24 protein-coding genes and 1 tRNA gene are annotated in these 21267 nt (G+C 61.3%); 5 read left to right on the forward strand and 20 right to left on the reverse strand.

Going from position 1 to position 21267, the window contains the following annotated elements:
* Nucleotides 1–84 precede the first annotated feature (84 nt).
* On the forward strand, nucleotides 85–1011 hold the full coding sequence (locus RTH74_RS02260) for a LysR family transcriptional regulator (protein WP_125879501.1): 927 nt from the start codon (nucleotides 85–87) through the stop codon (nucleotides 1009–1011).
* Between the two features lie 3 nt (nucleotides 1012–1014).
* Here the strand turns inward: RTH74_RS02260 and RTH74_RS02265 are convergent, their stop codons facing one another.
* Nucleotides 1015–1380 (reverse strand): diacylglycerol kinase, encoded by a 366-nt coding sequence (locus RTH74_RS02265; protein ID WP_004423509.1) that lies wholly within the window; start codon nucleotides 1378–1380, stop codon nucleotides 1015–1017.
* A gap of 161 nt (nucleotides 1381–1541) precedes the next feature.
* Nucleotides 1542–2192 (reverse strand): response regulator transcription factor ErdR, encoded by a 651-nt coding sequence (erdR, locus tag RTH74_RS02270; RefSeq protein WP_099522188.1) that lies wholly within the window; start codon nucleotides 2190–2192, stop codon nucleotides 1542–1544.
* A 203-nt stretch (nucleotides 2193–2395) separates the two neighbouring features.
* Between erdR and RTH74_RS02275 the strand changes: the two genes are divergently transcribed.
* Nucleotides 2396–3322: a DMT family transporter gene (locus tag RTH74_RS02275; RefSeq protein WP_316913618.1), complete on the forward strand. Its 927-nt coding sequence runs from the start codon at nucleotides 2396–2398 to the stop codon at nucleotides 3320–3322.
* On the opposite strand, the gene RTH74_RS02280 is transcribed toward RTH74_RS02275, so the two are convergent.
* Together RTH74_RS02280 and RTH74_RS02285 are read right to left on the reverse strand one after the other, a co-directional pair.
* Nucleotides 3282–4004, reverse strand: a complete 723-nt coding sequence (locus tag RTH74_RS02280) for a tRNA-uridine aminocarboxypropyltransferase (RefSeq protein WP_099522190.1) — start codon at nucleotides 4002–4004, stop codon at nucleotides 3282–3284. The genes RTH74_RS02275 and RTH74_RS02280 overlap by 41 nt on opposite strands.
* Nucleotides 4005–4064: 60 nt before the next feature.
* A complete protein-coding gene (locus RTH74_RS02285; protein ID WP_316913619.1) occupies nucleotides 4065–5762 on the reverse strand; it encodes an OmpP1/FadL family transporter in 1698 nt (565 codons plus the stop codon).
* A 289-nt stretch (nucleotides 5763–6051) separates the two neighbouring features.
* Between RTH74_RS02285 and RTH74_RS02290 the strand changes: the two genes are divergently transcribed.
* The gene (locus tag RTH74_RS02290) at nucleotides 6052–6453 is read left to right on the forward strand and encodes a quorum-sensing-regulated virulence factor family protein (RefSeq protein ID WP_125879505.1); all 402 of its coding nucleotides are present in this window, start codon (nucleotides 6052–6054) and stop codon (nucleotides 6451–6453) included.
* Nucleotides 6454–6466: 13 nt separating this feature from the next.
* Here RTH74_RS02290 and RTH74_RS02295 read toward each other — a convergent pair whose 3' ends face one another.
* A complete protein-coding gene (locus RTH74_RS02295) occupies nucleotides 6467–6661 on the reverse strand; it encodes a hypothetical protein (RefSeq protein WP_316913620.1) in 195 nt (64 codons plus the stop codon).
* A gap of 369 nt (nucleotides 6662–7030) precedes the next feature.
* Here RTH74_RS02295 and RTH74_RS02300 point away from each other — a divergent pair, with 369 nt between their 5' ends.
* Both RTH74_RS02300 and RTH74_RS02305 read left to right on the forward strand, forming a co-directional pair.
* Entirely contained in the window at nucleotides 7031–8434 is a 1404-nt protein-coding gene (locus RTH74_RS02300) for an MBL fold metallo-hydrolase (RefSeq protein ID WP_316913621.1), read from the forward strand.
* A 319-nt stretch (nucleotides 8435–8753) separates the two neighbouring features.
* The gene (locus RTH74_RS02305; protein WP_316913622.1) at nucleotides 8754–9827 is read left to right on the forward strand and encodes an LOG family protein; all 1074 of its coding nucleotides are present in this window, start codon (nucleotides 8754–8756) and stop codon (nucleotides 9825–9827) included.
* 61 nt (nucleotides 9828–9888) lie between these two features.
* On the opposite strand, the gene nadA is transcribed toward RTH74_RS02305, so the two are convergent.
* From nadA to RTH74_RS02380, 15 genes are all read right to left on the reverse strand, one after another.
* Nucleotides 9889–10947 carry a quinolinate synthase NadA gene (gene nadA, locus RTH74_RS02310; RefSeq protein ID WP_003241694.1) on the reverse strand — a complete coding sequence of 353 codons (1059 nt, stop codon included), beginning with the start codon at nucleotides 10945–10947 and terminating at the stop codon, nucleotides 9889–9891.
* 137 nt (nucleotides 10948–11084) lie between these two features.
* Nucleotides 11085–11160: transfer RNA gene (locus RTH74_RS02315), tRNA-Lys, on the reverse strand.
* Nucleotides 11161–11218: 58 nt separating this feature from the next.
* The gene (gene queC, locus RTH74_RS02320) at nucleotides 11219–11893 is read right to left on the reverse strand and encodes a 7-cyano-7-deazaguanine synthase QueC (RefSeq protein WP_125833967.1); all 675 of its coding nucleotides are present in this window, start codon (nucleotides 11891–11893) and stop codon (nucleotides 11219–11221) included.
* A 2-nt stretch (nucleotides 11894–11895) separates the two neighbouring features.
* Nucleotides 11896–12543 (reverse strand): 7-carboxy-7-deazaguanine synthase QueE, encoded by a 648-nt coding sequence (gene queE / locus RTH74_RS02325; protein WP_316913623.1) that lies wholly within the window; start codon nucleotides 12541–12543, stop codon nucleotides 11896–11898.
* 214 nt (nucleotides 12544–12757) lie between these two features.
* The gene (ybgF, locus tag RTH74_RS02330) at nucleotides 12758–13570 is read right to left on the reverse strand and encodes a tol-pal system protein YbgF (RefSeq protein WP_179545515.1); all 813 of its coding nucleotides are present in this window, start codon (nucleotides 13568–13570) and stop codon (nucleotides 12758–12760) included.
* A gap of 6 nt (nucleotides 13571–13576) precedes the next feature.
* Nucleotides 13577–14074: a peptidoglycan-associated lipoprotein Pal gene (pal, locus tag RTH74_RS02335; protein ID WP_003241687.1), complete on the reverse strand. Its 498-nt coding sequence runs from the start codon at nucleotides 14072–14074 to the stop codon at nucleotides 13577–13579.
* Nucleotides 14075–14129: 55 nt separating this feature from the next.
* Entirely contained in the window at nucleotides 14130–15428 is a 1299-nt protein-coding gene (tolB, locus tag RTH74_RS02340) for a Tol-Pal system beta propeller repeat protein TolB (RefSeq protein ID WP_099522199.1), read from the reverse strand.
* 5 nt (nucleotides 15429–15433) lie between these two features.
* Nucleotides 15434–16402 (reverse strand): cell envelope integrity protein TolA, encoded by a 969-nt coding sequence (gene tolA / locus RTH74_RS02345; RefSeq protein ID WP_099522200.1) that lies wholly within the window; start codon nucleotides 16400–16402, stop codon nucleotides 15434–15436.
* The gene (gene tolR / locus RTH74_RS02350; protein ID WP_021488348.1) at nucleotides 16399–16851 is read right to left on the reverse strand and encodes a protein TolR; all 453 of its coding nucleotides are present in this window, start codon (nucleotides 16849–16851) and stop codon (nucleotides 16399–16401) included. Before tolR ends, tolA begins: the two co-directional genes overlap by 4 nt.
* A 27-nt stretch (nucleotides 16852–16878) precedes the next feature.
* Nucleotides 16879–17574, reverse strand: coding sequence for a protein TolQ (tolQ, locus tag RTH74_RS02355; protein WP_099522201.1), 696 nt, complete (start codon nucleotides 17572–17574; stop codon nucleotides 16879–16881).
* Nucleotides 17575–17576: 2 nt separating this feature from the next.
* On the reverse strand, nucleotides 17577–18029 hold the full coding sequence (gene ybgC / locus RTH74_RS02360; RefSeq protein ID WP_055983695.1) for a tol-pal system-associated acyl-CoA thioesterase: 453 nt from the start codon (nucleotides 18027–18029) through the stop codon (nucleotides 17577–17579).
* 53 nt (nucleotides 18030–18082) lie between these two features.
* Nucleotides 18083–19135 (reverse strand): Holliday junction branch migration DNA helicase RuvB, encoded by a 1053-nt coding sequence (gene ruvB / locus RTH74_RS02365; protein ID WP_125833971.1) that lies wholly within the window; start codon nucleotides 19133–19135, stop codon nucleotides 18083–18085.
* 13 nt (nucleotides 19136–19148) lie between these two features.
* Nucleotides 19149–19754 (reverse strand): Holliday junction branch migration protein RuvA, encoded by a 606-nt coding sequence (gene ruvA / locus RTH74_RS02370; RefSeq protein WP_316913624.1) that lies wholly within the window; start codon nucleotides 19752–19754, stop codon nucleotides 19149–19151.
* A gap of 21 nt (nucleotides 19755–19775) precedes the next feature.
* The gene (gene ruvC / locus RTH74_RS02375) at nucleotides 19776–20300 is read right to left on the reverse strand and encodes a crossover junction endodeoxyribonuclease RuvC (RefSeq protein ID WP_072422771.1); all 525 of its coding nucleotides are present in this window, start codon (nucleotides 20298–20300) and stop codon (nucleotides 19776–19778) included.
* 195 nt (nucleotides 20301–20495) lie between these two features.
* Nucleotides 20496–21245, reverse strand: a complete 750-nt coding sequence (locus RTH74_RS02380; RefSeq protein WP_106733084.1) for a YebC/PmpR family DNA-binding transcriptional regulator — start codon at nucleotides 21243–21245, stop codon at nucleotides 20496–20498.
* Nucleotides 21246–21267 lie beyond the last annotated feature (22 nt).

Raw genomic sequence — 21267 nt, forward strand, 5'->3', positions numbered from 1 at the left:
AAGGCGCGATTGCGCGGCATTCTATTCGCGGCAACAATATCTGTTAAGTGGATTATCAAGATATAGGTTATCGGTTATATCGATATGCGATTTACTCTCAGACAACTTCAGGTGTTCGTTGCCGTGGCGCAGCATGAAAGCGTCTCGCGCGCCGCGCAATCGCTCGCATTGTCGCAGTCTGCGACCAGCACTTCGCTGACCGAACTGGAACGCCAATCCGACTGCCAGTTGTTCGATCGCGCCGGCAAGCGTCTGGCGCTCAATGCCCTGGGCCGACAGCTACTGCCCGAGGCTGTGGCGCTGATCGACCAGGCGCGCGAAATCGAACGCCTGCTGGGCGGCAAGAGCGGTTATGGCTCACTGCACGTCGGCGCCACGCTGACGGTGGGCAACTACCTGGCCACCCTGCTTATTGGCAGCTTCATGCAGCGCCACCCCGAATGCAGGGTGAAGCTGCAGGTCCACAACACCGCCCATGTGGTGCAGCAAATCGCCCACTACGAGCTGGACCTGGGCTTGATCGAAGGCGACTGCCAGCACCCGGATATCGAGGTGCAGCCGTGGGTCGAGGACGAACTGGTGGTGTTCTGCGCGCCGCAACACCCGCTGGCCCAACGCGGCAGTGCCAGCCTGGAAGAGCTGACGCACGAAGCCTGGATTCTGCGTGAGCAGGGCTCAGGCACACGACTGACTTTTGATCAGGCCATGCGTCATCACCCGCGCAATCTGAACATTCGCCTGGAGCTGGAACACACCGAGGCAATCAAGCGCGCCGTGGAATCCGGTCTGGGCATCGGCTGCATCTCACGCTTGGCGCTGCGCGACGCCTTTCGTCGCGGCAGCCTAATGCCGGTGGAAACGCCAGAGCTGGACCTGCGCCGGCAGTTCTACTTCATCTGGCACAAGCAGAAGTACCAGACAGCGGCGATGCGCGAATTTCTTGAACAGTGTCGTGCGCTGACCGCCGGCGTCAGTCGCAGCGATCAGATCGTTCTGCCGCCGATCGTCTGAGCGTCAGCCAAGCAGGATGACTGCCCAGACCGAGGCGATCATGCCCAGCGCCACGAACTGCGCGGCGCTGCCCATGTCCTTGGCATTCTTCGACAGCGGATGGCGCTCCAGAGAAATGCGGTCGATGGCCGCCTCGATCGCCGAGTTGAGCAACTCGACGATCAGCGCCAGCAGACACACAGCCACCATCAGCGCACGCTCACCGCGGCTGACGTCGAGCAGGAACGCCGATGGAATCAGCACCAGATTGAGCAACACCAGCTGGCGAAAGGCTGCTTCGCCGAAGAACGCGGCGCGCAGGCCATCGAGCGAATAGCTGGCGGCGTTGAGGATACGTTTCAGGCCGGTCTGGCCCTTGAATGGCGACATGCGCCTCACCCCTTCTGGAAGAGGCGCGCAGCTTACTGCATCCGCAGCGCGAGCACCTATATGCGAGATCGCGAGCTAAACGATAGCAAGTGAGGCGGCGCAGTTTACGGGCTGTAAATGAGCAGGCCGAGCCTGCATTCAACGCAGCGCCGATGCGCAGCTCACTGCGCGGGGATCGATTCCATCTGCTGCAACAGCAGCGCCGCCTGAGTGCGGGTGCGCACGCCCAGCTTGCGAAAGATCGCCGTCACATGCGCCTTGACCGTCGCTTCGGACACGCTCAATTCGTAGGCGATCTGCTTGTTCAACAGCCCTTCGCAGACCATGGTCAAGACGCGGAACTGCTGCGGTGTCAGGCTGGCCAGGCCGGCACTGGCTGCCTTGGCCTCGGCGGAAACCGGCGCCCCCTCCTCGGCCAGCGGCGGCCACCAGGTGTCACCATCGAGTACATGGCGCACCGCTTGCTGCAGGGTTTCCAGTGGGCTGGATTTGGGGATAAAGCCACTGGCCCCGAATTCGCGGGAGCGGTTGACCACGGAGGCTTCTTCCTGGGCGGAGATCATCACCACAGGGATCTGCGGGTACTGCCCACGCAGCAATACCAGACCGGAAAAACCGTAGGCACCGGGCATATTGAGGTCAAGCAGGACCAGGTCCCAATCACTCTTGGCGGCAAGGTGGTTTTCAAGCTCTGCGATGCTGGCAGCTTCTACCAGATGCACTTCAGGCCCCAGGCCCAGGGTCAGAGCTTGTTGCAGCGCGCTGCGAAACAGCGGGTGGTCGTCAGCAATCAGGATTTCGTAGGCGGCCATTGGCAGATCCTGTTCTTGTTATAAGTGGCACTGAGGTGAGTATGGCAGTGCTTTTCGCCTGACGACCCGCTCAAGCCTGCTCAATGAGCATCACAGACTCCCCACTCGGACCGACGGCGGCGCTCAGCATGCCGAGCTGTGACGGGGTGGTCAAGCTCAATGCTTTGCGGCAGGATGCGCAACTTTCCCGCCGAGACGCCCCAATGCGAAGCCAAGCCCTGCGCGCCGACCTGTTGATGCTGATTACCGCGATGATCTGGGGCAGCGCCTTCGTCGCCCAGCGTCTGGGCATGGATAACATCGGCCCCTTTCTTTATACCGGCCTGCGCTTCACCCTCGCCTGCCTGGTTCTGTTGCCGGTGCTGGCGTTGCTGCAGCGTCGCCAACAGCGGCCCACTGCGCCACTGAATCGCAGCCTGCTGGTGGGTGGTGTGATCATGGGGCTGGCGCTGTCGCTAGGGATCAACCTGCAGCAGGTCGGCCTGCTGTTCACTACGGTGACCAACTCAGGCTTCATCACCGGTTTGTACGTGATCGTGGTACCGATTCTCGGCCTGCTGATCGGCCAGCGCAGCAGCGCGGGCATCTGGTTGGGCGCCAGTCTGGCAGTGGTCGGCATGTTCCTGCTAAGCGTCGGCGAAGGCTTTACCGTGGCCTCGGGCGACTGGCTGCAGTTGGCTGGCGCCTTCGTCTGGGGCATTCATGTGCTGCTGGTAGGTTTCTTCGCCGGCCGTCATGACCCGTTGCGCCTGGCCTTCATCCAGTTCGCCACCTGCGCGGTGATCAGCCTGTTGCTGGCACTGGTTTTCGAGACCGCGACACTGGACGGCATCATTGCCGCCGGTCCGGCGATCCTCTACGGCGGCGTGTTCGGCGTGGCGATCGGCTTCACCCTGCAGGTAGTGGCGCAGCAGCATGCCATCGCCTCGCACGCGGCGATCATCCTCTCGCTGGAGGCGGTGTTCGCTGCCATCGCCGGCGCCCTGTTGCTGAGCGAAGTGCTGGCACCGCGCGGCTATCTGGGTTGTGCGCTGATGTTCGGCGGCATGCTGCTGGCGCAGCTGTGGCCCAAGCCACTGCCCAGCGAACTCAGCGGTACGTCTGCAAACGCTGGTGCAGAGCGTCGTTGAGATCCAGCGGCAAACGCCGTTTGGCAGCCAGGTAGTGCTGGCTGAAGACGTCGAGATAATCGTCCAGCGCCTCACCAGCACGCAGGTCGCCAGCCAGTTCCAGGCACATGGCGGCCACCTCGGCGGTGCACAGGTGCTCGCCACGGGTAGAACGACGCAGGCGATAACGCGATAGCTGCGCCGGCGTCAGGCTGAGCACCGGCAGCGCGTCCAGATACGGGCTCTTGCGAAACATCTTGCGCGCCTCGGTCCAGGTGGCGTCGAGCAGCACGAACAGCGGACGCTTGCCGGGCGCCAGCGTCACCTCCTCGACCACGCGCTGCGGCGCTACGTATTCACCGGGAAAGACCAGATACGGCTGCCACTGCGGATCGGCCAAAAGCTCCAGCAGCGCCGGATCGACGGCCGTGCGCGTCCAACCAAAGGCGTGGGTTTCTGGCACCACATCAGCAATCAGCCAGCCGGTATTGCTCGGTTTCAGCGCCTCAATGTCATGCATCACCAGGCACATGGCGGCATTGGCCTCGACCTGCGGGCGCCAGGCGCACAGGCAATGGGTCGGCTGCACCCGGCAGTGCGGGCAACGCTCGGCACGCGAACCACGGGCAACGAAGGGTTTGAGACTGCGCGCCAGGCGCTCTGTGCGCAGGCGGGCGACGGCATGTGGGGCTGGATGGGTCATGGCGGGAGCGACAACGAACGGGGGCGCGAGTCTAGCATCCCCGTTCGCTGTCAAGGCGACTCAGAAGCTGTGGTTCAACGCCAGCCCAATGAAGTGGATACGCGTCTCGTACTCGCCCTTGAAGTTGCCACCGTTGCCGGTGCAGCGTACGCCACTGTCCTGGTACAGCCCGCCGGAACCTGGCACCCAGCCGGCCGGGGAGCAGCCGTCCTGGTAGTCCATCTTGCCGCTGGAGAACTGCACGTAGCTGTAGGCGAAGTCCAGCGAGGTATCGCGCGTCACCTTGTAGTTGGCACCGAACGACAGCCAGTAGCGGTCCGCATCGGGAAAGGCCGGATGACGCAACTGCGGCGAATTGACCGGCGAGCGGTCGTAGGCAACACCGGTACGCAACAGCAGGTCATCGCTGTACTGGTAGTTCATGCCAAGGGAGATCTTGTAGCTGTCCTTCCAGTCCTGCTTGACGTTCAGGTCGCCCTCGGTAACGCCATTGAAGTAGGGATAGCCGGCGACCTGATCGATGCCAATGCGTACTTCGTCCAGCCGTGAATGGCGAGTGAAGGTCACATCCGCCATCAGCGCCACCTTATCGTTGAGCTGGTGGAAGGCATTGAAGGAAAGCATTTCCGGCGTATCGATAGCGGTCTTGCCCTTGGAGTTGGGATGCAACCGAGTCGCAGCGAACTCCCCGGGATTGACCCAGTTGCCCTGATCGAACAACTCCTGCAGGGCATCGGTCGGAGGCACGTAGATATCGACAATAGGGATGGTGACACCGCCCTCTAGCGAGGTATCCGGTGAGGGAACGCTACCCTGCACATCGGCGAAGCTCCACTTGGTCTCCCCTTCGAGGGTGTGGCGGATATTGGAACGATAGGACACGCCAAAGCGCGTCGATTCGGTCGGCTCCCACAAGTAGCCAATGTTCCAACCAAAGCCCCAATCATCGCCTTTGACCCGAAAATAGCCGTCGCCCCGAACGTTATCGGCAAAGTTGCCTGCAACACAATCGACGAATCCGTCCCTATCGGCAACACCGCGGCAGGAAGTGATTTCATCCGGTACAGGAACCCCCGCGATACCACCCACGATAGGCCCGAGAATGGGATCGGCAGCATTCCTGGTGCTGTCATAGTTCGCATCGACGAACTGCCCCGCCAACTGCCGCGAAGCACCTTTGACATCCGCCGCACCGCGCTGAATGGACTTGATGTACTGCGCCGACACGCCAAAGCCGACACTGTGGTGCTCGTTGAAACGGTAGGAAATGCTCGGATTGAAGGTCACCGTCTCCAGGCTGGCCGACTGAATGCCGTAGCGGCCGGCCCAATCCTCTTTGTAATCGAGCTTGGCGCCGAACGGGGTGAAGATCCCCAGGCCGATCGTCACCCGGTCGTTGATCTCGTGGGAAAAATAGAAGTTGGGGGCGGCGGCGGCATCGGGCAGGAACTCGCCCGCATCCCCCGACACAGGATTGCCGAATACATCGCTGCTGCCCTTGTCTTCGTACTTGCCATCCGGGAGCAGAATGCTCAATCCAGAGGTGACCTGGGTACCCTTGAGCCGGGCCAGGCCGGCCGGATTGTAGAAAATGGTCGAGGGGTCGGCGGCCTCGGCACCGTTGGCATGCGCCGAACCCTGCGCCGCCACCGACTGCGAACCAAAGTGATAACCGGATGCCTGCACCTGCGTAACGGGCAAAACCAGTAAACTGCCGACCACCACATGCGATGGCCAGCGCCGAAAGAGCATTGTCATTGTTATTCTCCTGCACGCTGCTTGAACACCGTGCAGCTCGGCGATAACCAGAGGCAGACTTCAGGCAGGTCCGTACTGGCGACATCCGACTACAACGGCGGCTCACAGTCTGTGACGTGCAGGTTTGGCCTATGATCCCCGGCCTTTGGTCGTGATGACGGGCACAGGCCGGAGGCCAGTATGTCCCCATCGGTAACACTTTGTTTCATGCAGGCAAATAGCCGGCGACGCGAACATTCGCCGCGAGCCCCTGTCCAACCCAGGTTCACGCTTTCAGGAGTCACAAGACATGCTGCGTTACATCCTCCCCGCTCTCGCGTTCAGCCTGCTGCTTCCCACTGCCCAGGCAGCCTCGTTGAAGGAGATGGAACTGACTCGCACCCTGGAGCAAGTCGCCCGGCAGAGTAGCGAGGGCACGCCGCGGGCGATCAATGAGGACATTCTCGATCAGGGCTATACCGTGGAAGGGCACACGCTGATCAACCATCTCAGCGTGCGTGAAGCGCATGCGGCGCAGATGCGCGGCAACCCCGACACCGTGCGCGCTCAGTTGGCCGCCAGCGTCTGTCGCAATCCCGGCTATCGCAACCTGTTGGCCCAGGGGGCACAACTGCGCTACCAGTTCAGCGAATACCGCAACAACCGCCCGGTGACCGTCGAAGTGTTCGACAAGAGCGACTGCGGCCTCTGACCTGAGGCTGACATCAGTCCCTTTCCGCTCGGCGCTGCGCGTCATCGGCGCGCAGCTCGGCGAGCAAAGCCTCCATGTAGCGCGAGCGCCGTACGCCACCCTCAAGGCGACGCATGCACTCATCCTCCAGACTCAACTGGTTGGTTCGTGCAGCTTGTTGCAACATGCGATAGAGGTCTGTTTCGATCTCCAGAATCAGCTTGGGCATACCTGCCCCTCCCTTCCTATTGACCACACAGCAGACTCGACCTGGCAGGTGAGGTTCCACCAGCCCGTCGGGGTCACTTGTTTTTCGCCCACCAGTCTTGAGCGAAGCACTTCAGCAGCAGTTGATGAGCGATTGATGCATAACACTGAGCCCAGCGCCATGGCTGCGCTGCAGCGATCACAGCACTGAACACAGCCTGCTCTGTACAAGTAAATCAGAAGCCTGACCCGAGCTTGTGCGCTCAGACAAACGGCAGGGCATAGGCCAACTATGCTGAGAAAACCGCCCCGCAGGCTGGCTGACCTGCATCAAGGCCAGCAACGGACAAAAACGACAGACTCGCCTCATCATCACGACGAGGATAGAACAATGGCCCTGCTCACCTTCATCGGCGCGATCCAGCAAGTCACGGGCTCCTGCTACTTGGTAGAGAGCCGCGATGGCGCCAAGGTGCTGCTCGAATGCGGCATGCACCAGGGACGCCGCCAGGAGGAGGATCTGAACCGCAGTGCATTTCCTTTCGACCCACGCAGCCTGGATGCGGTGGTGATCTCCCACGCCCACCTCGATCACAGCGGGCTGCTGCCGCGCCTGGTCGCCGAAGGTTATCGAGGCCCGATCCACGCCACCGAGGCCAGCTGCGAACTGCTCGAGCTGATGCTGCTGGATTCGGCCTTCCTCCAGGAGAAGGACGCCGAATGGGAAAACCGCTGGCGCGCACGCCAGGGCAAGGCAGCAATCAAACCGCTCTACACCATCGCCCATACCGAACAGGCGCTCAGCCAGCGCCGTGCGCATGCCTACGGCACAGCGGTCGAGGTTGCCAAGGGCGTGCAGGTCACCTTCCACAATGCCGGCCACATCCTCGGTTCGGCCATCGTCGAGATGCAGGTAGAGGATCATCACCTGCACCGTCATCTGGTGTTCTCCGGCGACCTGGGCAATACCTGCTCGCCGCTGATGCAGGCGCCAACCCAGCTGAATCAGGCGGACGTGTTGCTGATGGAGTCGACCTACGGCGACCGCAATCACCGCCCCAGCGACGAAACCCTGGAAGAGCTGGCCGACATCCTGCAGCAAGCCCATAGCGAGGGTGGCAATGTACTGATCCCCTCCTTCGCCGTTGGCCGCACCCAGGACCTGATCTATTACCTCGGCCGCTTTTATCAGGAAGGCCGTCTGCCACAGCAGGCCGTGTTCCTCGACAGCCCCATGGCGATCCGCGCCAACGCCATCTACAGCCGCTTTCATGACCAGTTCGCGGCTACCGATCGCGCGGCGCTGGCAGCCAAGGGTGTCAAGCGAGTCGAGGACTGGCTGCCAGTGTTGCGCTGCACGCCGACGGCCGAAGAGTCGATGGCGATCAACCGGATCAAGAGCGGCGCGATCATCATCGCCGGTGCCGGCATGTGCAATGGCGGGCGTATCGTTCATCACTTCAAGCACAACCTCTGGCGCGAGAACTGCCATCTGGTGTTCCCCGGCTTCCAGGCCAAGGGCACGCTAGGCCGTTTGATCGTCGACGGCGCCGAAACCGTCAAGGTGCTGCACCAGCGCATCGCGGTGAAAGCCAAGGTGCATACTCTGGGCGGCTTCTCCGCCCATGCCGGGCAATCGCAGTTGCTCGACTGGGCCAGCCAGTTCGAGCATCACCCCGAGCTGTATCTCGTACATGGCGAACTGGAAAAAATGCAGGCCCTGCAAGCCGCTCTGCGCGAACGCCTCAACTGGATCGCCAACATTCCCGAACCTGGTGAACAGATCGCCCTGTAACCGGTGCTTAGAACCCGTTCACGATCTCGCGAGCTAGAGCACTGCAACACCGATGGCGGCCCCACAAAAATAGGCGAGGAACGGTCGGAGTCGCGTGCGACTTTACGAGTTGTAAATGAGCATTCCGACCGGGCTGGCGTTCCAGCCAGTTTTTAACGCCGCAGGGCCGACGCGCAGCAGATCGTGAACAAGTTCTTACGAAAAGGCGGCAACGAAACGGCAGACTGCCTGCGGCAAGCTGCTCAACACTCCATAATCAAGGAACCGGCCACCGCGAGAGGCTACTCGCCTCTCACAGGCCAAGAAGAGGAGAGTTTCCATGCCCTTTGAACCGGACGACTATCTGTCGCGCCACGTGCAAACCAGCGAGGTCGACCTGAGCAGCAAGGTGGAAGAGCTGGTCGCTCTGGCAACCCCGAGCAACAGCCCCAACCTATCGCTGTACCGCGAGATGCTCACCACGGTGATCCACATGGCCCAGGCGGATCGTAACCGCTGGGACGCCAAGATCATGATGCAGACCCTGCGTGAGATGGAGCATGCCTTCGGCGTGCTGGAACAACTGAAACGGCGGCGCAAGGTCACGGTGTTCGGCTCGGCACGAACGCCAGCCGATCATCCCCTGTACAGGCAGGCACGTGAGCTCGGCGCATTACTGGCACACCGCGATCTGATGGTGGTCACGGGTGCCGGTGGCGGCATCATGGCCGCCGCTCATGAAGGCGCCGGCGCAGAAAGCAGCCTGGGCTTCAATATCACCCTGCCCTTCGAACAAACCGCCAATGCGACCATGCGCGGTAGTCATCACCTGCTGTCGTTCCACTTCTTCTTTCTGCGCAAGCTGTTCTTCGTCAAGGAGGCCGACGGTCTGGTGCTTTGCCCCGGCGGCTTCGGCACTCTCGACGAAGCGCTGGAAGTGCTGACCCTGATCCAGACCGGCAAGAGCCCACTGGTGCCCGTGGTACTGCTCGACCAACCGGGCGGCAGCTACTGGGAGGACGCGCTAGGCTTCATCCGTCGTCAGCTTGGCGATAACGGCTATATCCTGCCTACCGATCTCAACCTGATGCACCTGGTCTACAGCGCCGAAGAAGCGGTGGACGAAATCGCCCGCTTCTACCGCAACTTCCACTCGAGCCGCTGGCTCAAGGATCGCTTCGTGATTCGCCTCAATCATCCGCTCAACGAGGCGGCTCTGGCCAAGCTGGACAGCGACTTCGCCAGCCTGTGCAAGGAAGGTGGCTTTACCCAGCAACCCTACTGCGAGCAGGAGCGCGACGAGCCGGAACTGTGCGACCTGACCCGCCTGGCTTTTGCCTTCAACGGCCGCGACTATGGACGCCTGCGCGCGCTGCTCAATGTGGTCAATGAACCGGATAACTGGGCGAGCTGACTCGAACCCTGGAAAGCAAAAAGCCCGGCGTGTGCCGGGCTTCTTTTGTATTACATGCCGATCAGGCGTTGCCCGCGACCTTCATCCGCGCAGCCTGGGTGAAATCCAGCATACGCTTGAGCGGTTTGATCGCCTTCGGGATCAGCGCCGGATCAACATGAATCTCGCCGGAGCCCTGACGCAAGCCGGTCAGCACGCGCTCCAGCGTATTCATCGCCATCCACGGGCAGTGCGCGCAGCTGCGGCAGGCCGCACCGTTACCGGCAGTTGGTGCTTCGATGAAGGTCTTGTCCGGGCACAGCTGCTGCATCTTGTAGAAGATGCCGCGGTCGGTGGCAACGATGAAGGTCGAGTTGGGCAGGGTCTGCGCCGCCTTGATCAACTGGCTGGTGGAACCCACGGCATCGGCCAGCTCAACCACGTTCTGCGGCGACTCCGGGTGCACCAGAATGGCGGCATCCGGGTACAGGGCTTTCATGTCCAACAACTGCTTGGACTTGAACTCCTCGTGCACGATGCAGGCGCCATCCCACAGCAGCATGTCGGCGCCGGTCTCGCGCTGGATGTAGTTGCCCAGATGCTTGTCCGGCGCCCAGATGATGGTCTCGCCGTTGTCCATCAGGCTTTCGACAATCTCCAACGCGCAGCTGGACGTCACCACCCAGTCGGCGCGCGCCTTCACGGCGGCCGAGGTGTTGGCGTAAACCACCACGGTGCGCTCCGGGTGTTGGTCGCAGAAGGCCGAAAATTCGTCCACCGGGCAACCCAGGTCGAGCGAGCAGGTCGCCTCCAGGGTCGGCATCAACACGCGCTTTTCCGGGTTGAGGATCTTCGCCGTCTCGCCCATGAATTTAACCCCGGCCACCACGACGGTCTGCGCCGGGTGCTGATTGCCGAAGCGGGCCATTTCCAGAGAGTCGGAAACGCAGCCACCGGTTTCCTCAGCCAGCGCCTGGATGACCGGATCGCAGTAATAGTGCGCCACCAGCACCGCATTCTGCTTCTTCAGCTCGGCGGCGATTTCACGGCGATAGAAAGCTTCCTCCTCGGCAGTCAGCGGTTTGGGCTGCTTTGCATCGAGGTGGGCTTGAACCAGAAGGCGTTCGGAAATCTGCGTCATATCATCGAACCTGCGGCGCTCTTGAGCGAGCTGCGAGTATACCCCCTGGCTGACCATCGCCACAGGCAGGGCAACATCGGCCAGAGGGCTTTTCCGAGAGCAAAAAAAAGCCAGTCTCACGACTGGCTTTTGCGATCTGGTGGGTCGTGTAGGATTCGAACCTACGACCAATTGGTTAAAAGCCAACTGCTCTACCAACTGAGCTAACGACCCAACGCGAGGCGCATGATACTGATTTAATTCAGGAAATCAACACTTCGCGAAAACTTTTTCACACATAGCGCGTAGCGTCAGGCACGCCGGCTGCGGTGAAACCGGCTGCACGCAGGCGACAGCTGTCGCACTTGCCACAGGCGCGGCCGTCATCATCGGCCTGGTAGCAAGAGACCGTGAGTGCGTAATCCACACCCAGGCGCATACCGGCCTGGATGATCTCGCCCTTGCTCATCTGCTGCAGCGGTGCGCGAATGACAAAGCCCTGCCCCTCCACACCCGCCTTGGTCGCCAGGTTGGCCATACGCTCGAAGGCGTCGACGAACTCGGGGCGGCAATCCGGGTAGCCCGAGTAGTCCACCGCGTTGACGCCAATGAAGATATCGCGTGCCTCGAGCACCTCGGCCCAGCCCAACGCCAGCGCCAGGAACACCGTATTGCGTGCTGGCACGTAGGTGGCGGGTATACCTTCAGTGGGCGATTCGGGCACGGCGATGCTGCTATCGGTCAACGCCGAACCGCCGATGCCGTTGAGGTTCAGGCCGATCACCTTGTGCTCGACCACACCCAGCTGCCGCGCCACGCGCTCGGCGGCCTGCAACTCGGCGCGATGGCGCTGCCCGTAATCGAAGCTCATGCTGTAGCAGCTGTAGCCCTCGGCCTTGGCCATGGCGACCACGGTAGCCGAGTCCAGGCCACCGGAAAGGAGGATGACCGCTTTCTTGTCGTTCATATTCAGTGTCCCGGCTCGTCGTTCCAGAGAATCTTGTGCAGCTGCAGTTGCAGGCGTACTGGCAGGTTATCGGTCACGATCCAGTCGGCCAGCGCACGTGCATCGACCTGTTTGTGGCTGGGCGAGAACAGCACCTCGCCGGCACGCGCGGCCAGGTCATACTCGATCAGTTTGGATACTGCCCAGTCGTAGTCTTCACGCGAGCAGATGACGAACTTGACCTGGTCATTACCAGTCAGCCATTGGATATTCTCGTAGCGATTGCGCTGCACTTCGGCAGAGCCTGGGGTCTTCAGGTCGAGCACCTTGCTGACGCGCGGATCGACTGCCGATACATCGAGCGCGCCACTGGTTTCCAGTGACACCTCGTAACCGGCATTGCACAGATGCGTGAGCAAGGGGATGCAGTTCGGCTGGGCCAGCGGCTCGCCGCCGGTCACGCAGACGTAGCGCGGCCGATAGGCAGCCACTTGGTCGAGGATACTGTCCAGGGTGACGATCTCGCCGCCACTGAAGGCGTAGGCGGTGTCACAGTACTGACAGCGCAGGGGGCAGCCGGTCAGGCGCACGAATACTGTCGGCAAGCCGGCGGTACGCGTTTCCCCCTGCAACGAGTAGAAAATCTCGGTGATGCGCAGGGTTTCTTGCATGGGAGCCACGGGCGTGATGACGAAACAGGCCATCCGCCTCCGTTGCGTGAAAGACAGGAACGCCGGCGTCGGCCGACATTCGACAAGGCATGGCGACAAGGACATCAGCCGAGCTGAAACCCCGCCTCGCATGCGAGCGCGCATTCTAATGGATGACGCGAAGCCAGATAAGAAAAACCCGCGACGGGCGCGGGTTTATTCATCGAGTGTCGATCTACAGCCGTTGCAGGTCGCGCTGAGCCAGCTGGGCGGCCGAGCTACCCGGGTACTGCGCGATGACTTGCTGAAGAATGCCACGAGCCTTGTCGTTGTGACCCAGGCGACGCTCGACATCAGCCAGTTTGAACAGTGAATCCGGCACCTTGGCGTGGCTCGGATAAGCCTGGCTGACCTTGGCAAAGGCTTGACCGGCTGCCTGCAAGTCGCCCTTGGCCAGATTCACCTCACCCAACCAGTACTGGGCGTTACCCGCATATTGGCTGCTGGGATAACGGTTGAGAAAGGCGCCAAACGCCTGCGATGCCTTGTCGAAATCCTTGGCCTTGATCAGGTCGAAGGCGGCGTCGTAATAGAGTTTTTCCTTGGCCGGATCACCCGGCTCGGCGCTGGCCTGCTGCTGTGCGGCAGGTGGCGTCGGGGTGCCATTGGCGTTTACCGCGCCATCGGCTGAATTCTGTGCGGGAGCTCCACCGGCAGCAGCACCGGAAGAAATGCGTTGGTCCAGATCCTGGTAACGCTCCAGGCCTTCCTGCTTGAGGCGCTGGATTTCATTCTGCTGCTCTTCGACCATGCCCCGCAGTTGCGCAATTTCCTGCTGCATCTGCTCGAGTTGGTTGAACAGCATACCCTGCGCAGAAGCGGGTGCTTGCGCACCCGCTCCGGCGGAGGAGCCGGCCGTACCATAACCCGCCGGTGGATAGCTGCTGCCCTGTTGCATGGAGCTGCTTTCCAGTACGGGAACCTCCGCCATCGCCGCGAGCGGCAAGGCGAGTGTCAGAAGGGTCAGGATACGGCGGCAATCTCGCATGGCAGCTTACTTACGCAGCTCTACGCGACGGTTCTGAGCCCAGGACTGCTCGTCGTTGCCAGTGGCAACCGGACGCTCTTCGCCGTAGGAAACCAGTTCCAGCTGAGCCGGGGAAACGCCCTGCAGAACCAGGTAGCGTTGAACGGCCTTGGCACGACGCTCGCCCAGAGCCATGTTGTACTCACGGGTACCGCGCTCGTCAGCGTGGCCTTCCAGAACGACGCGAGCGCCGTTGCCTTTCAGGTCCTTGGCGTGTACGTCCAGAGCGCGCATGGCTTCGGCTTTCAGGTCGGAGCTGTCGTACTCGAAGTAGAAGGTGGTGATAGCGCGCAGAGCAGCTTCTTCGCTCAGGCTGCCATCAACAGCGCCAGTGTTGGCACCGTAGCCAGCGTTCGGGTCAACAGCGCCTTCGCCAGCAGCGTCGCCGCCTTTGGAGGAGCAACCTACAGCAACGGCGAGAGCCAGGGACAGTGCAGCGAACTTACCGAATTTCAGCATTTCCATCATATAACTCCTAATGAACCCCAGTTGTGTTAAGCAAAAAAGGTGTAGCGCCGCATCAGTTCAGGTAAGGGGACCAAGAAGGCTCTCGAACTTCGCCTTGAGCGGTAGGAAGAGGGAGCCTCACGCGTCCATTGGTGGACGCCAACATCAAGACTCCCCGGCCCTGCTGGCGGGTGGCGTAGATTAGCATGGTGCCATTGGGCGCAACAGTGGGCGACTCATCCAAACTTGTGTCTGAAAGTATGCGCAAACGGTTGGTTTCCAGGTCCTGTGCAGCCACTTTGAACACGGTGAAGCCGTCCTGACGATGAATCATCACCAGGGTCTTCTCATCAGCCGACAATTTCGGGTTGGCGTTGTAGTTACCGACGAAGGTCACACGCTCCACTGCCCCGCTATTGATATTTGTCTTGTAGATCTGCGGACGTCCCGCACGATCCGAAGTGAAGTACAGGGTCTGACCATCCTTACCCCAGAAGGGTTCGGTATCGATGGCGTAATGGTTGGTAATGCGGCGCATCTGCCGGCTGCCCATATCCATCACGTAGATTTCCGGGTTGCCATCGCGAGACAGCACGAAGGCCAGGCGGTTGCCATCCGGCGACCAGGCCGGCGCGCCATTGAGGCCTTCGAAGTTGGTGATCTGCTCACGACGCCCGGTGTCGATGTGCTGTACGAAGATGCGCGGGCGACGCTGCTCGAACGAGACGTAAGCGATACGGCGGCCATCCGGCGCGAACGACGGCGACAGGATCGGCTCGCGCGATTGCAGCAGGGTTACCGCACGGGCACCGTCGTAGTCGGAGCGCTGCAGGGTGTAACGGGTGTTGTTGGTGCCCATGCGCTCGGCAGTGACATACAGCAGGCGCGTGGAGAATGCTCCCTTGACGCCGGTGAGCTTCTCGAACGACTGGTCGGCGATATGGTGAGCCATGTCGCGCAGCTGATCGGTACCACCACCGACATTTCCGGTCATGACCTGCTGCTCGGTGTTGACGTTGAACAGCGCGTACTGAATCTGCAACCGGCCGCCGTTGGGCACGATGTTACCGACCAGCACGTACTGGGCACCCAGTGCTTTCCAGTCACGGTAAATGACTTCGCTGGCCTGGGTAGGCAAGCTGATCATGTTCTGCCGCGGGATGGGCTCGAAGTAGCCGGAGTTGCGCAGGTCGTTGCCGATGATCTGCGACATGTCCTCGGGCAGCACCGAACCACCCTGCCAGCCGAACGGCACGACGGCAATCGGGGTGGCACGGTCAGCGCCTTGGGAAATCACCAGCGGATCGGCCGCCTGGACACTACCGACCAGCATGACCAGCCCCAGCAGGGCGATACGAATCAGGGTATTCACAGAGCTCAATCCTCCGGTTTGAAAATGACGCGACGCTGCCTGTACCGACTGTCGAAGGTAGCGCGATCCAATTGTTGCATCTCGGGAATACGCCCGACGTTACGTACAGCTGCAACGGCCGAGTTGTCGAACGGTGCATCGCCACTGGAGCGCGATACGCTGGCGTTGGTCACGGTGCCGTCGGGCAGCATCTGGATCAACAACTCGACACTCATGCCGCGGCGCGCCGACATCGGTCGCTGCCAGTTCTCGGTAATCAGCTTGATGATCAGATCATCGAGGTTACCGGCCACCTGATCCCCATGGGTTTCAGCCAGCGCCTGCTGGTTCTGTACGTTGTCCGACAGCAACTCGGCCAACGCTGCCGCTTTCTGGTCTTCTGCCGCCTTGCGTCGGGCATCTTCAGCCTTGCGCTTGGCATCCTCGGCAGCTTTCTTCTTCGCTGCCTCGGCGGCTGCCGCCTTCTTTTTAGCCTCGTCTGCAGCGGCCTTTTTCTTGGCCTCTTCAGCGGCTTTTTTCTTCGCCTCTTCCTCGGCGCGCTTCTTGGCGATATCGGCCTGGCGTTTCTGCTCGGCGGCCTTCTCGGCCTCGGCTTTCTTCGCCGCTTCGGCCTTTCGAGCTTCTTCGGCCTGCTTTTGTTCCTCGGCTTTCTTGGCCGCGGCTACCTTCTGCGCTTCGGCCTGGGCCTGCTTCTGCTCTTCGGCTTTCTTCTGTTCCAGCCTTTCGGTCTCGAACTGTGGCGCCGAAGTCTTCTGCGCTTCGCCTGCAACCTTCTGCGTGGTCTGCGTGGTGGCCTGGCTCTGCGACTGCAACTGATACAGCGTAGCCTGCACCACTGGGCGTGCCGGTGGCAGTTCCGGGGTGAAGGCGAAACTGACGAACAGCATCGCGAACATCAGGACGTGCAGACCCACCGCCCAAACCACGGGCCAGAAGTAGCTTTCCGATTGCGAACGCTCGGTTTGCTGCATCAGGGAGCCTCGGTAATCAGTCCGACGTTGCCCACGTCGGCCTGCTGCAGACCGCCCATGGCCGACATCACAGTGCCGTAATCGACCGTGCGATCACCACGCACGAATACCTGCACCTGCTTACCCTGACGACGGTTCTCGGCAATGATCGCCGACACGGCCTGAGTCATCTGCTCGAGGGTCGAAGCACGTTCCTGCTCGGTATCGACGTCGACCTCGCTGCCCATGTTCCAGTAGTAGGTCTTGTCAGCCTTGATGGAAATGGTCAGCACCTGGGCGTCGTTATCCTGCGGCAGCGCTTCACTGCTGACCTTGGGCAGATCGACCTTGACGCCCTGATTGAGCATCGGCGCGGTGACCATGAAGATGACCAGCAGTACCAACATCACGTCGATGTAGGGCACCACGTTCATCTCGGCGACCGGTTTGCGTCTGTTGCGAATTCTCGCCATGGTTAAAACCTGTCCTCTTCGCTCGCCTTAGTCTTCCGAGGTGTGCACTTTGCGGTGCAGGATGGCCTGGAACTCGTCGGCGAAGGTGTAGTAACGGCCGATCAGCATTTCGCTGCGGGCAGAGAAGCGGTTGTAGGCGATGACCGCCGGGATTGCTGCGAACAGGCCGATGGCGGTAGCGATCAGCGCTTCTGCAATGCCCGGTGCCACGGTAGCCAGCGTGGCTTGCTGCACCTGAGCCAGACCGCGGAAGGAGTTCATGATGCCCCATACGGTGCCGAACAGGCCGATATAGGGGCTGGTGGAACCGACGGTTGCCAGGAACGGCAGAGCGGTCTCCAATTTTTCCTCTTCACGGGAGATGGCCACACGCATGGCGCGCGCCACACCGTCCATCACCGCATCCGGGTCGACGCCCTGCTGCTGACGCAGACGGGAGAACTCCTTGAAGCCGGCACGGAAAATCTGCTCCAGACCGGAATCCGGGTCCGGGTTGCTGCCCGCCTGGCGGTACAGTTTGGACAGGTCGATGCCGGACCAGAAGCGATCTTCGAAGTTGTCCAGCGCACGCTTGGCGGCGCGGATGGCATTGCTGCGCTGGAAGATCATCACCCAGGAAATGACCGAGGCGGCCACCAGGGTCAGCATGACCAGCTGCACCACAAAGCTGGCGTTACTGATCAGACTCCACATCGACATATGGTCAACGGCGTTAGCTTCCACGCTTACTCTCCTGCTGCAATTAAACCCGGCGCCTGCGTCCCGGCGAACGCATGTCGCAGGGTTTCGGGGATAGCCCGGGGTTTCAAGTTGTCGGCGCGCACACAGGCCACCAGAAACTGCCCTTCACAGAGCAGCACATCATCCGTAGCCCGCCTGACCTGTTGACGAAAGCGCAGGCTGGCACGGTTCAATTCGATCACATCGGCGCTGATCACCAGCTCGTCATCCAGTCGCGCCGGCGCGTGGTAACGCGCTTCGGCCGAATGCACGACGAACAACAGGCCCTCACCGGCAAGCGTCGACTGGGCATAACCCAGCTCACGCAGGCGCTCGGTGCGAGCCCGCTCCATGAATTTGAGATAGTTGACGTAGTAGACGATGCCGCCTGCATCGGTGTCTTCGTAATAGACCCGGCAATGGTGGCTGAACGGCTGGACTCCGTTTTGCGCGCGCATACTCTAGTCCCCGGCCTGCTGCTTGCCAATCCGGGCTGGTAACAATTTTTTCGTCATTCGTCACCTGCCGCGAAAAGATCGCCAGCGACCTGCTCGCCAGCGCGCTTGGGGATGTTCAGCCCGAAGTGCAGATAGGCATGACGAGTGACCACGCGCCCGCGCGGCGTGCGCATCATGTAACCCTGCTGAATCAGATACGGTTCGAGCACGTCCTCGATGGTATGGCGCTCTTCACCTATCGCTGCCGCCAGGCTATCGAGCCCCACCGGACCGCCGTCGAACTTCTCGATCATGGCCAGCAGCAGGCGGCGATCGGAATGATCGAAACCGCGTTCGTCGACATCCAGCAGATTCAGCGCCTGATCGGCGATCAACTGCGTGATATGGCCGTTACCACGCACTTCGGCGAAGTCACGCACACGGCGCAACAGACGGTTGGCGATACGCGGAGTGCCACGCGCGCGACGGGCGATCTCATAGGCGCCCTTGGCTTCGATGGGCAGGCCGAGAATACCCGCGGAGCGAGAGACGATGGTAGCCAGGTCGTCGATACCGTAGAACTCCAGGCGCTGAACGATACCGAAGCGGTCACGCAGCGGATTGGTCAGCATGCCGGCACGGGTGGTGGCGCCAACCAGGGTGAAGGGCGGCAGATCCAGCTTGATCGAGCGGGCCGCTGGGCCTTCACCGATCATGATGTCGAGCTGAAAATCCTCCATCGCCGGATACAGCACTTCCTCGACCACCGGCGACAGGCGGTGAATCTCGTCGATGAACAGTACATCGCCGCTTTCCAGGTTCGTCAGCAGCGCAGCCAGATCGCCCGGGCGTTCAAGCACTGGGCCGGAGGTGCTCTTGATCGAGCTGCCCATTTCTTCGGCGATGATATTGGCCAAGGTGGTCTTGCCCAGCCCTGGCGGGCCGAAGATCAGCGTGTGGTCGAGCGCTTCGGCCCTACCCCGCGCAGCCTGAATGAACAGCGCCATCTGTTCACGCACGACGGGCTGACCGATGTAATCGGCCAGGCGCAACGGGCGAATGGCACGATCCTGCTGTTCTTCGCGCTCACGTGGGCTGGCGGTAATCAGGCGATCGGCTTCGATCATCAATAGGGTTCCACTAAACCATGCCGCGCAGGGCGCGTCGGATCAAATCTTCACTGCTCATGCCATCTTCCTTGACGGCAGCAACGGCTCGACTGGCTTCCTGCGGTTTGTAACCGAGGGAGATCAGCGCGCTGACGGCGTCATTCTCCGCGCTTGAGACTGCCTGAGCCAGTTGAGGTTCAACCACCAAGGGCGCAATGGACGGGATCGACTCCCAGGCCTTGAAGCGATCCTTGAGCTCGACCAGCAGACGCTCTGCGGTTTTCTTGCCGACTCCAGGCACCTTGACCAGCGCCGCGGTGTCCTGAGCCTGCACGCAACGCACCAGCTCATCGACCTCCAGCCCCGACATCAATGCAAGCGCCAGCTTGGGGCCGACACCATTGAGACGAATCAGCTCGCGAAACAGCTCACGTTCACGCTTTTCGTAGAAGCCATAGAACAGGTGCGCATCTTCACGCACCACAAGGTGAGCATGCAGGGTTACCGGCTCGCCCACCGCAGGCAGACGATAAAGGGTCGTCATCGGTACTTCCAGCTCATAACCGACGCCATTCACATCCAGAAGCAAATGCGGCGGCTGCTTCTCCGCCAGGGTGCCGCGCAAACGTCCGATCACCGCTGTTTTCCTTTGATTCGATTACAAACGAAGGCGACCACCGCGCCGCTTGGCGCCGGCCAGCCCGTGGGGAATGAGACTCTGTCGATGGTGCGCATGGCACAAGGCGATACCCAGGGCATCGGAGGCGTCGATCTGCGGCTTCTGCACCAGCTTGAGCAGGTGCATGACCATCATCTGCACCTGCTGCTTGTCCGCTGCCCCGGTGCCAACCACGGCCTGCTTGACCTGAGTGGCGGTGTACTCGCTGATTTCCAGCCCGGCTTCCACCGCGGCGACGATAGCGGCGCCTCGCGCCTGCCCGAGCTTGAGCGCCGAGTCGGCATTGCGCGCCATGAACACCTGCTCGATACCCATGGTTACCGGACCATGGGTACGAATCACCTCGCTGACACCGCGAAAGACGATCTGCAGGCGCTCGGCCAGCGGCCCGTTACCGGTACGAATGCAGCCCGATGCCACGTACTCGCAACCGCGCCCGGTATCGCGCACCACGCCATAGCCGGTAATACGCGAACCCGGGTCGATGCCTAGAATCAGGGTCATATCTGCAACTGTCTATTTATCCAGTTGGCGAGTATACGGGGCTGCCAATGCGCCGTCACTCGTGACGCACCGGTGCAGGCATAGAAAACCGCAGGACGGCGCAGGGCGGGCTTCAGCCCACCAAGGTCACGCTACATGGTGGCCTAAAGCGGATCGCCGCCCGGCCCATCCCACGCATTCTGGGCGACATGCTGCTTAGCTCAGTTGCTCCATGATCTCGTCGGCCACTTCGGCGTTGTGGTAGACGTTCTGCACATCGTCCAGATCTTCGAGCATGTCGATCAGCTTGAATACCTTCTGCGCAGTTTCCAGATCGGCGATCGGCGCACTGATCGAAGGGATCATGGCGATCTCCGCTTCCTCGGCCTTGAAACCAGCTGCGCTCAGCGCTTCGTTGACGGCATGAAACTCGGTGAAGCTGGTCGACACCAGGCCTGAACCGTCTTCGCCCATTTCCACGTCGTCAGCACCAGCCTCCAACGCAGCTTCCATCAGGGCATCCTCATCGACGCCCGGCGCGAAGCTGATCTGACCCTTGCGGTCGAACATGTAGGCGACCGAACCATCAGTGCCCAGGTTGCCACCGCACTTGGTAAAGGCATGGCGCACTTCGGCGGCAGTACGATTGCGGTTATCGGTCATCACCTCGACGATGATCGCCACGCCGCTTGGCGCGTAACCTTCGTAGCTGAACTCGACGACGTTGTCGGCCTCGTTGTTGCCGGCACCGCGAGCGATGGCGCGGTCGATCACGTCACGCGACATGTTATTGGTCAGCGCCTTGTCCACGGCCAGACGCAGGCGCGGGTTGTCCGCAGGAATCGGGCCACCGTGCTTGGCGGCGACCGTCAGCTCACGAATCAGCTTGGTGAAGATCTTGCCGCGCTTGGCGTCTTGACGCCCTTTGCGGTGCTTGATGTTGGCCCACTTGGAATGACCGGCCATAACTCACTCCATCTATACGGTT

Origin of the sequence: Pseudomonas sp. zfem001 (assembly GCF_032621725.1) — a bacterium.
Classification (GTDB): Bacteria; Pseudomonadota; Gammaproteobacteria; order Pseudomonadales; family Pseudomonadaceae; genus Aquipseudomonas; species Aquipseudomonas sediminis.

Bases quoted from the DNA above. Each gene is read 5' to 3' on its own strand.
- RTH74_RS02290 (WP_125879505.1), top strand. From the start codon at position 6,052: ATGCTGCGTTACATCCTCCCCGCTCTCGCGTTCAGCCTGCTGCTTCCC.
- RTH74_RS02280 (WP_099522190.1), bottom strand. From the start codon at position 4,004: ATGACCCATCCAGCCCCACATGCCGTCGCCCGCCTGCGCACAGAGCGC.
- ybgF (WP_179545515.1), bottom strand. From the start codon at position 13,570: ATGCGAGATTGCCGCCGTATCCTGACCCTTCTGACACTCGCCTTGCCG.
- RTH74_RS02300 (WP_316913621.1), top strand. From the start codon at position 7,031: ATGGCCCTGCTCACCTTCATCGGCGCGATCCAGCAAGTCACGGGCTCC.
- tolR (WP_021488348.1), bottom strand. From the start codon at position 16,851: ATGGCGAGAATTCGCAACAGACGCAAACCGGTCGCCGAGATGAACGTG.
- queC (WP_125833967.1), bottom strand. From the start codon at position 11,893: ATGAACGACAAGAAAGCGGTCATCCTCCTTTCCGGTGGCCTGGACTCG.
- ybgC (WP_055983695.1), bottom strand. From the start codon at position 18,029: ATGCGCGCGCAAAACGGAGTCCAGCCGTTCAGCCACCATTGCCGGGTC.
- RTH74_RS02305 (WP_316913622.1), top strand. From the start codon at position 8,754: ATGCCCTTTGAACCGGACGACTATCTGTCGCGCCACGTGCAAACCAGC.
- RTH74_RS02275 (WP_316913618.1), top strand. From the start codon at position 2,396: ATGCGAAGCCAAGCCCTGCGCGCCGACCTGTTGATGCTGATTACCGCG.
- pal (WP_003241687.1), bottom strand. From the start codon at position 14,074: ATGGAAATGCTGAAATTCGGTAAGTTCGCTGCACTGTCCCTGGCTCTC.
- erdR (WP_099522188.1), bottom strand. From the start codon at position 2,192: ATGGCCGCCTACGAAATCCTGATTGCTGACGACCACCCGCTGTTTCGC.
- RTH74_RS02260 (WP_125879501.1), top strand. From the start codon at position 85: ATGCGATTTACTCTCAGACAACTTCAGGTGTTCGTTGCCGTGGCGCAG.
- queE (WP_316913623.1), bottom strand. From the start codon at position 12,543: ATGCAAGAAACCCTGCGCATCACCGAGATTTTCTACTCGTTGCAGGGG.
- RTH74_RS02295 (WP_316913620.1), bottom strand. From the start codon at position 6,661: ATGCCCAAGCTGATTCTGGAGATCGAAACAGACCTCTATCGCATGTTG.
- ruvB (WP_125833971.1), bottom strand. From the start codon at position 19,135: ATGATCGAAGCCGATCGCCTGATTACCGCCAGCCCACGTGAGCGCGAA.
- nadA (WP_003241694.1), bottom strand. From the start codon at position 10,947: ATGACGCAGATTTCCGAACGCCTTCTGGTTCAAGCCCACCTCGATGCA.
- RTH74_RS02265 (WP_004423509.1), bottom strand. From the start codon at position 1,380: ATGTCGCCATTCAAGGGCCAGACCGGCCTGAAACGTATCCTCAACGCC.
- RTH74_RS02380 (WP_106733084.1), bottom strand. From the start codon at position 21,245: ATGGCCGGTCATTCCAAGTGGGCCAACATCAAGCACCGCAAAGGGCGT.
- ruvC (WP_072422771.1), bottom strand. From the start codon at position 20,300: ATGACCCTGATTCTAGGCATCGACCCGGGTTCGCGTATTACCGGCTAT.
- RTH74_RS02285 (WP_316913619.1), bottom strand. From the start codon at position 5,762: ATGACAATGCTCTTTCGGCGCTGGCCATCGCATGTGGTGGTCGGCAGT.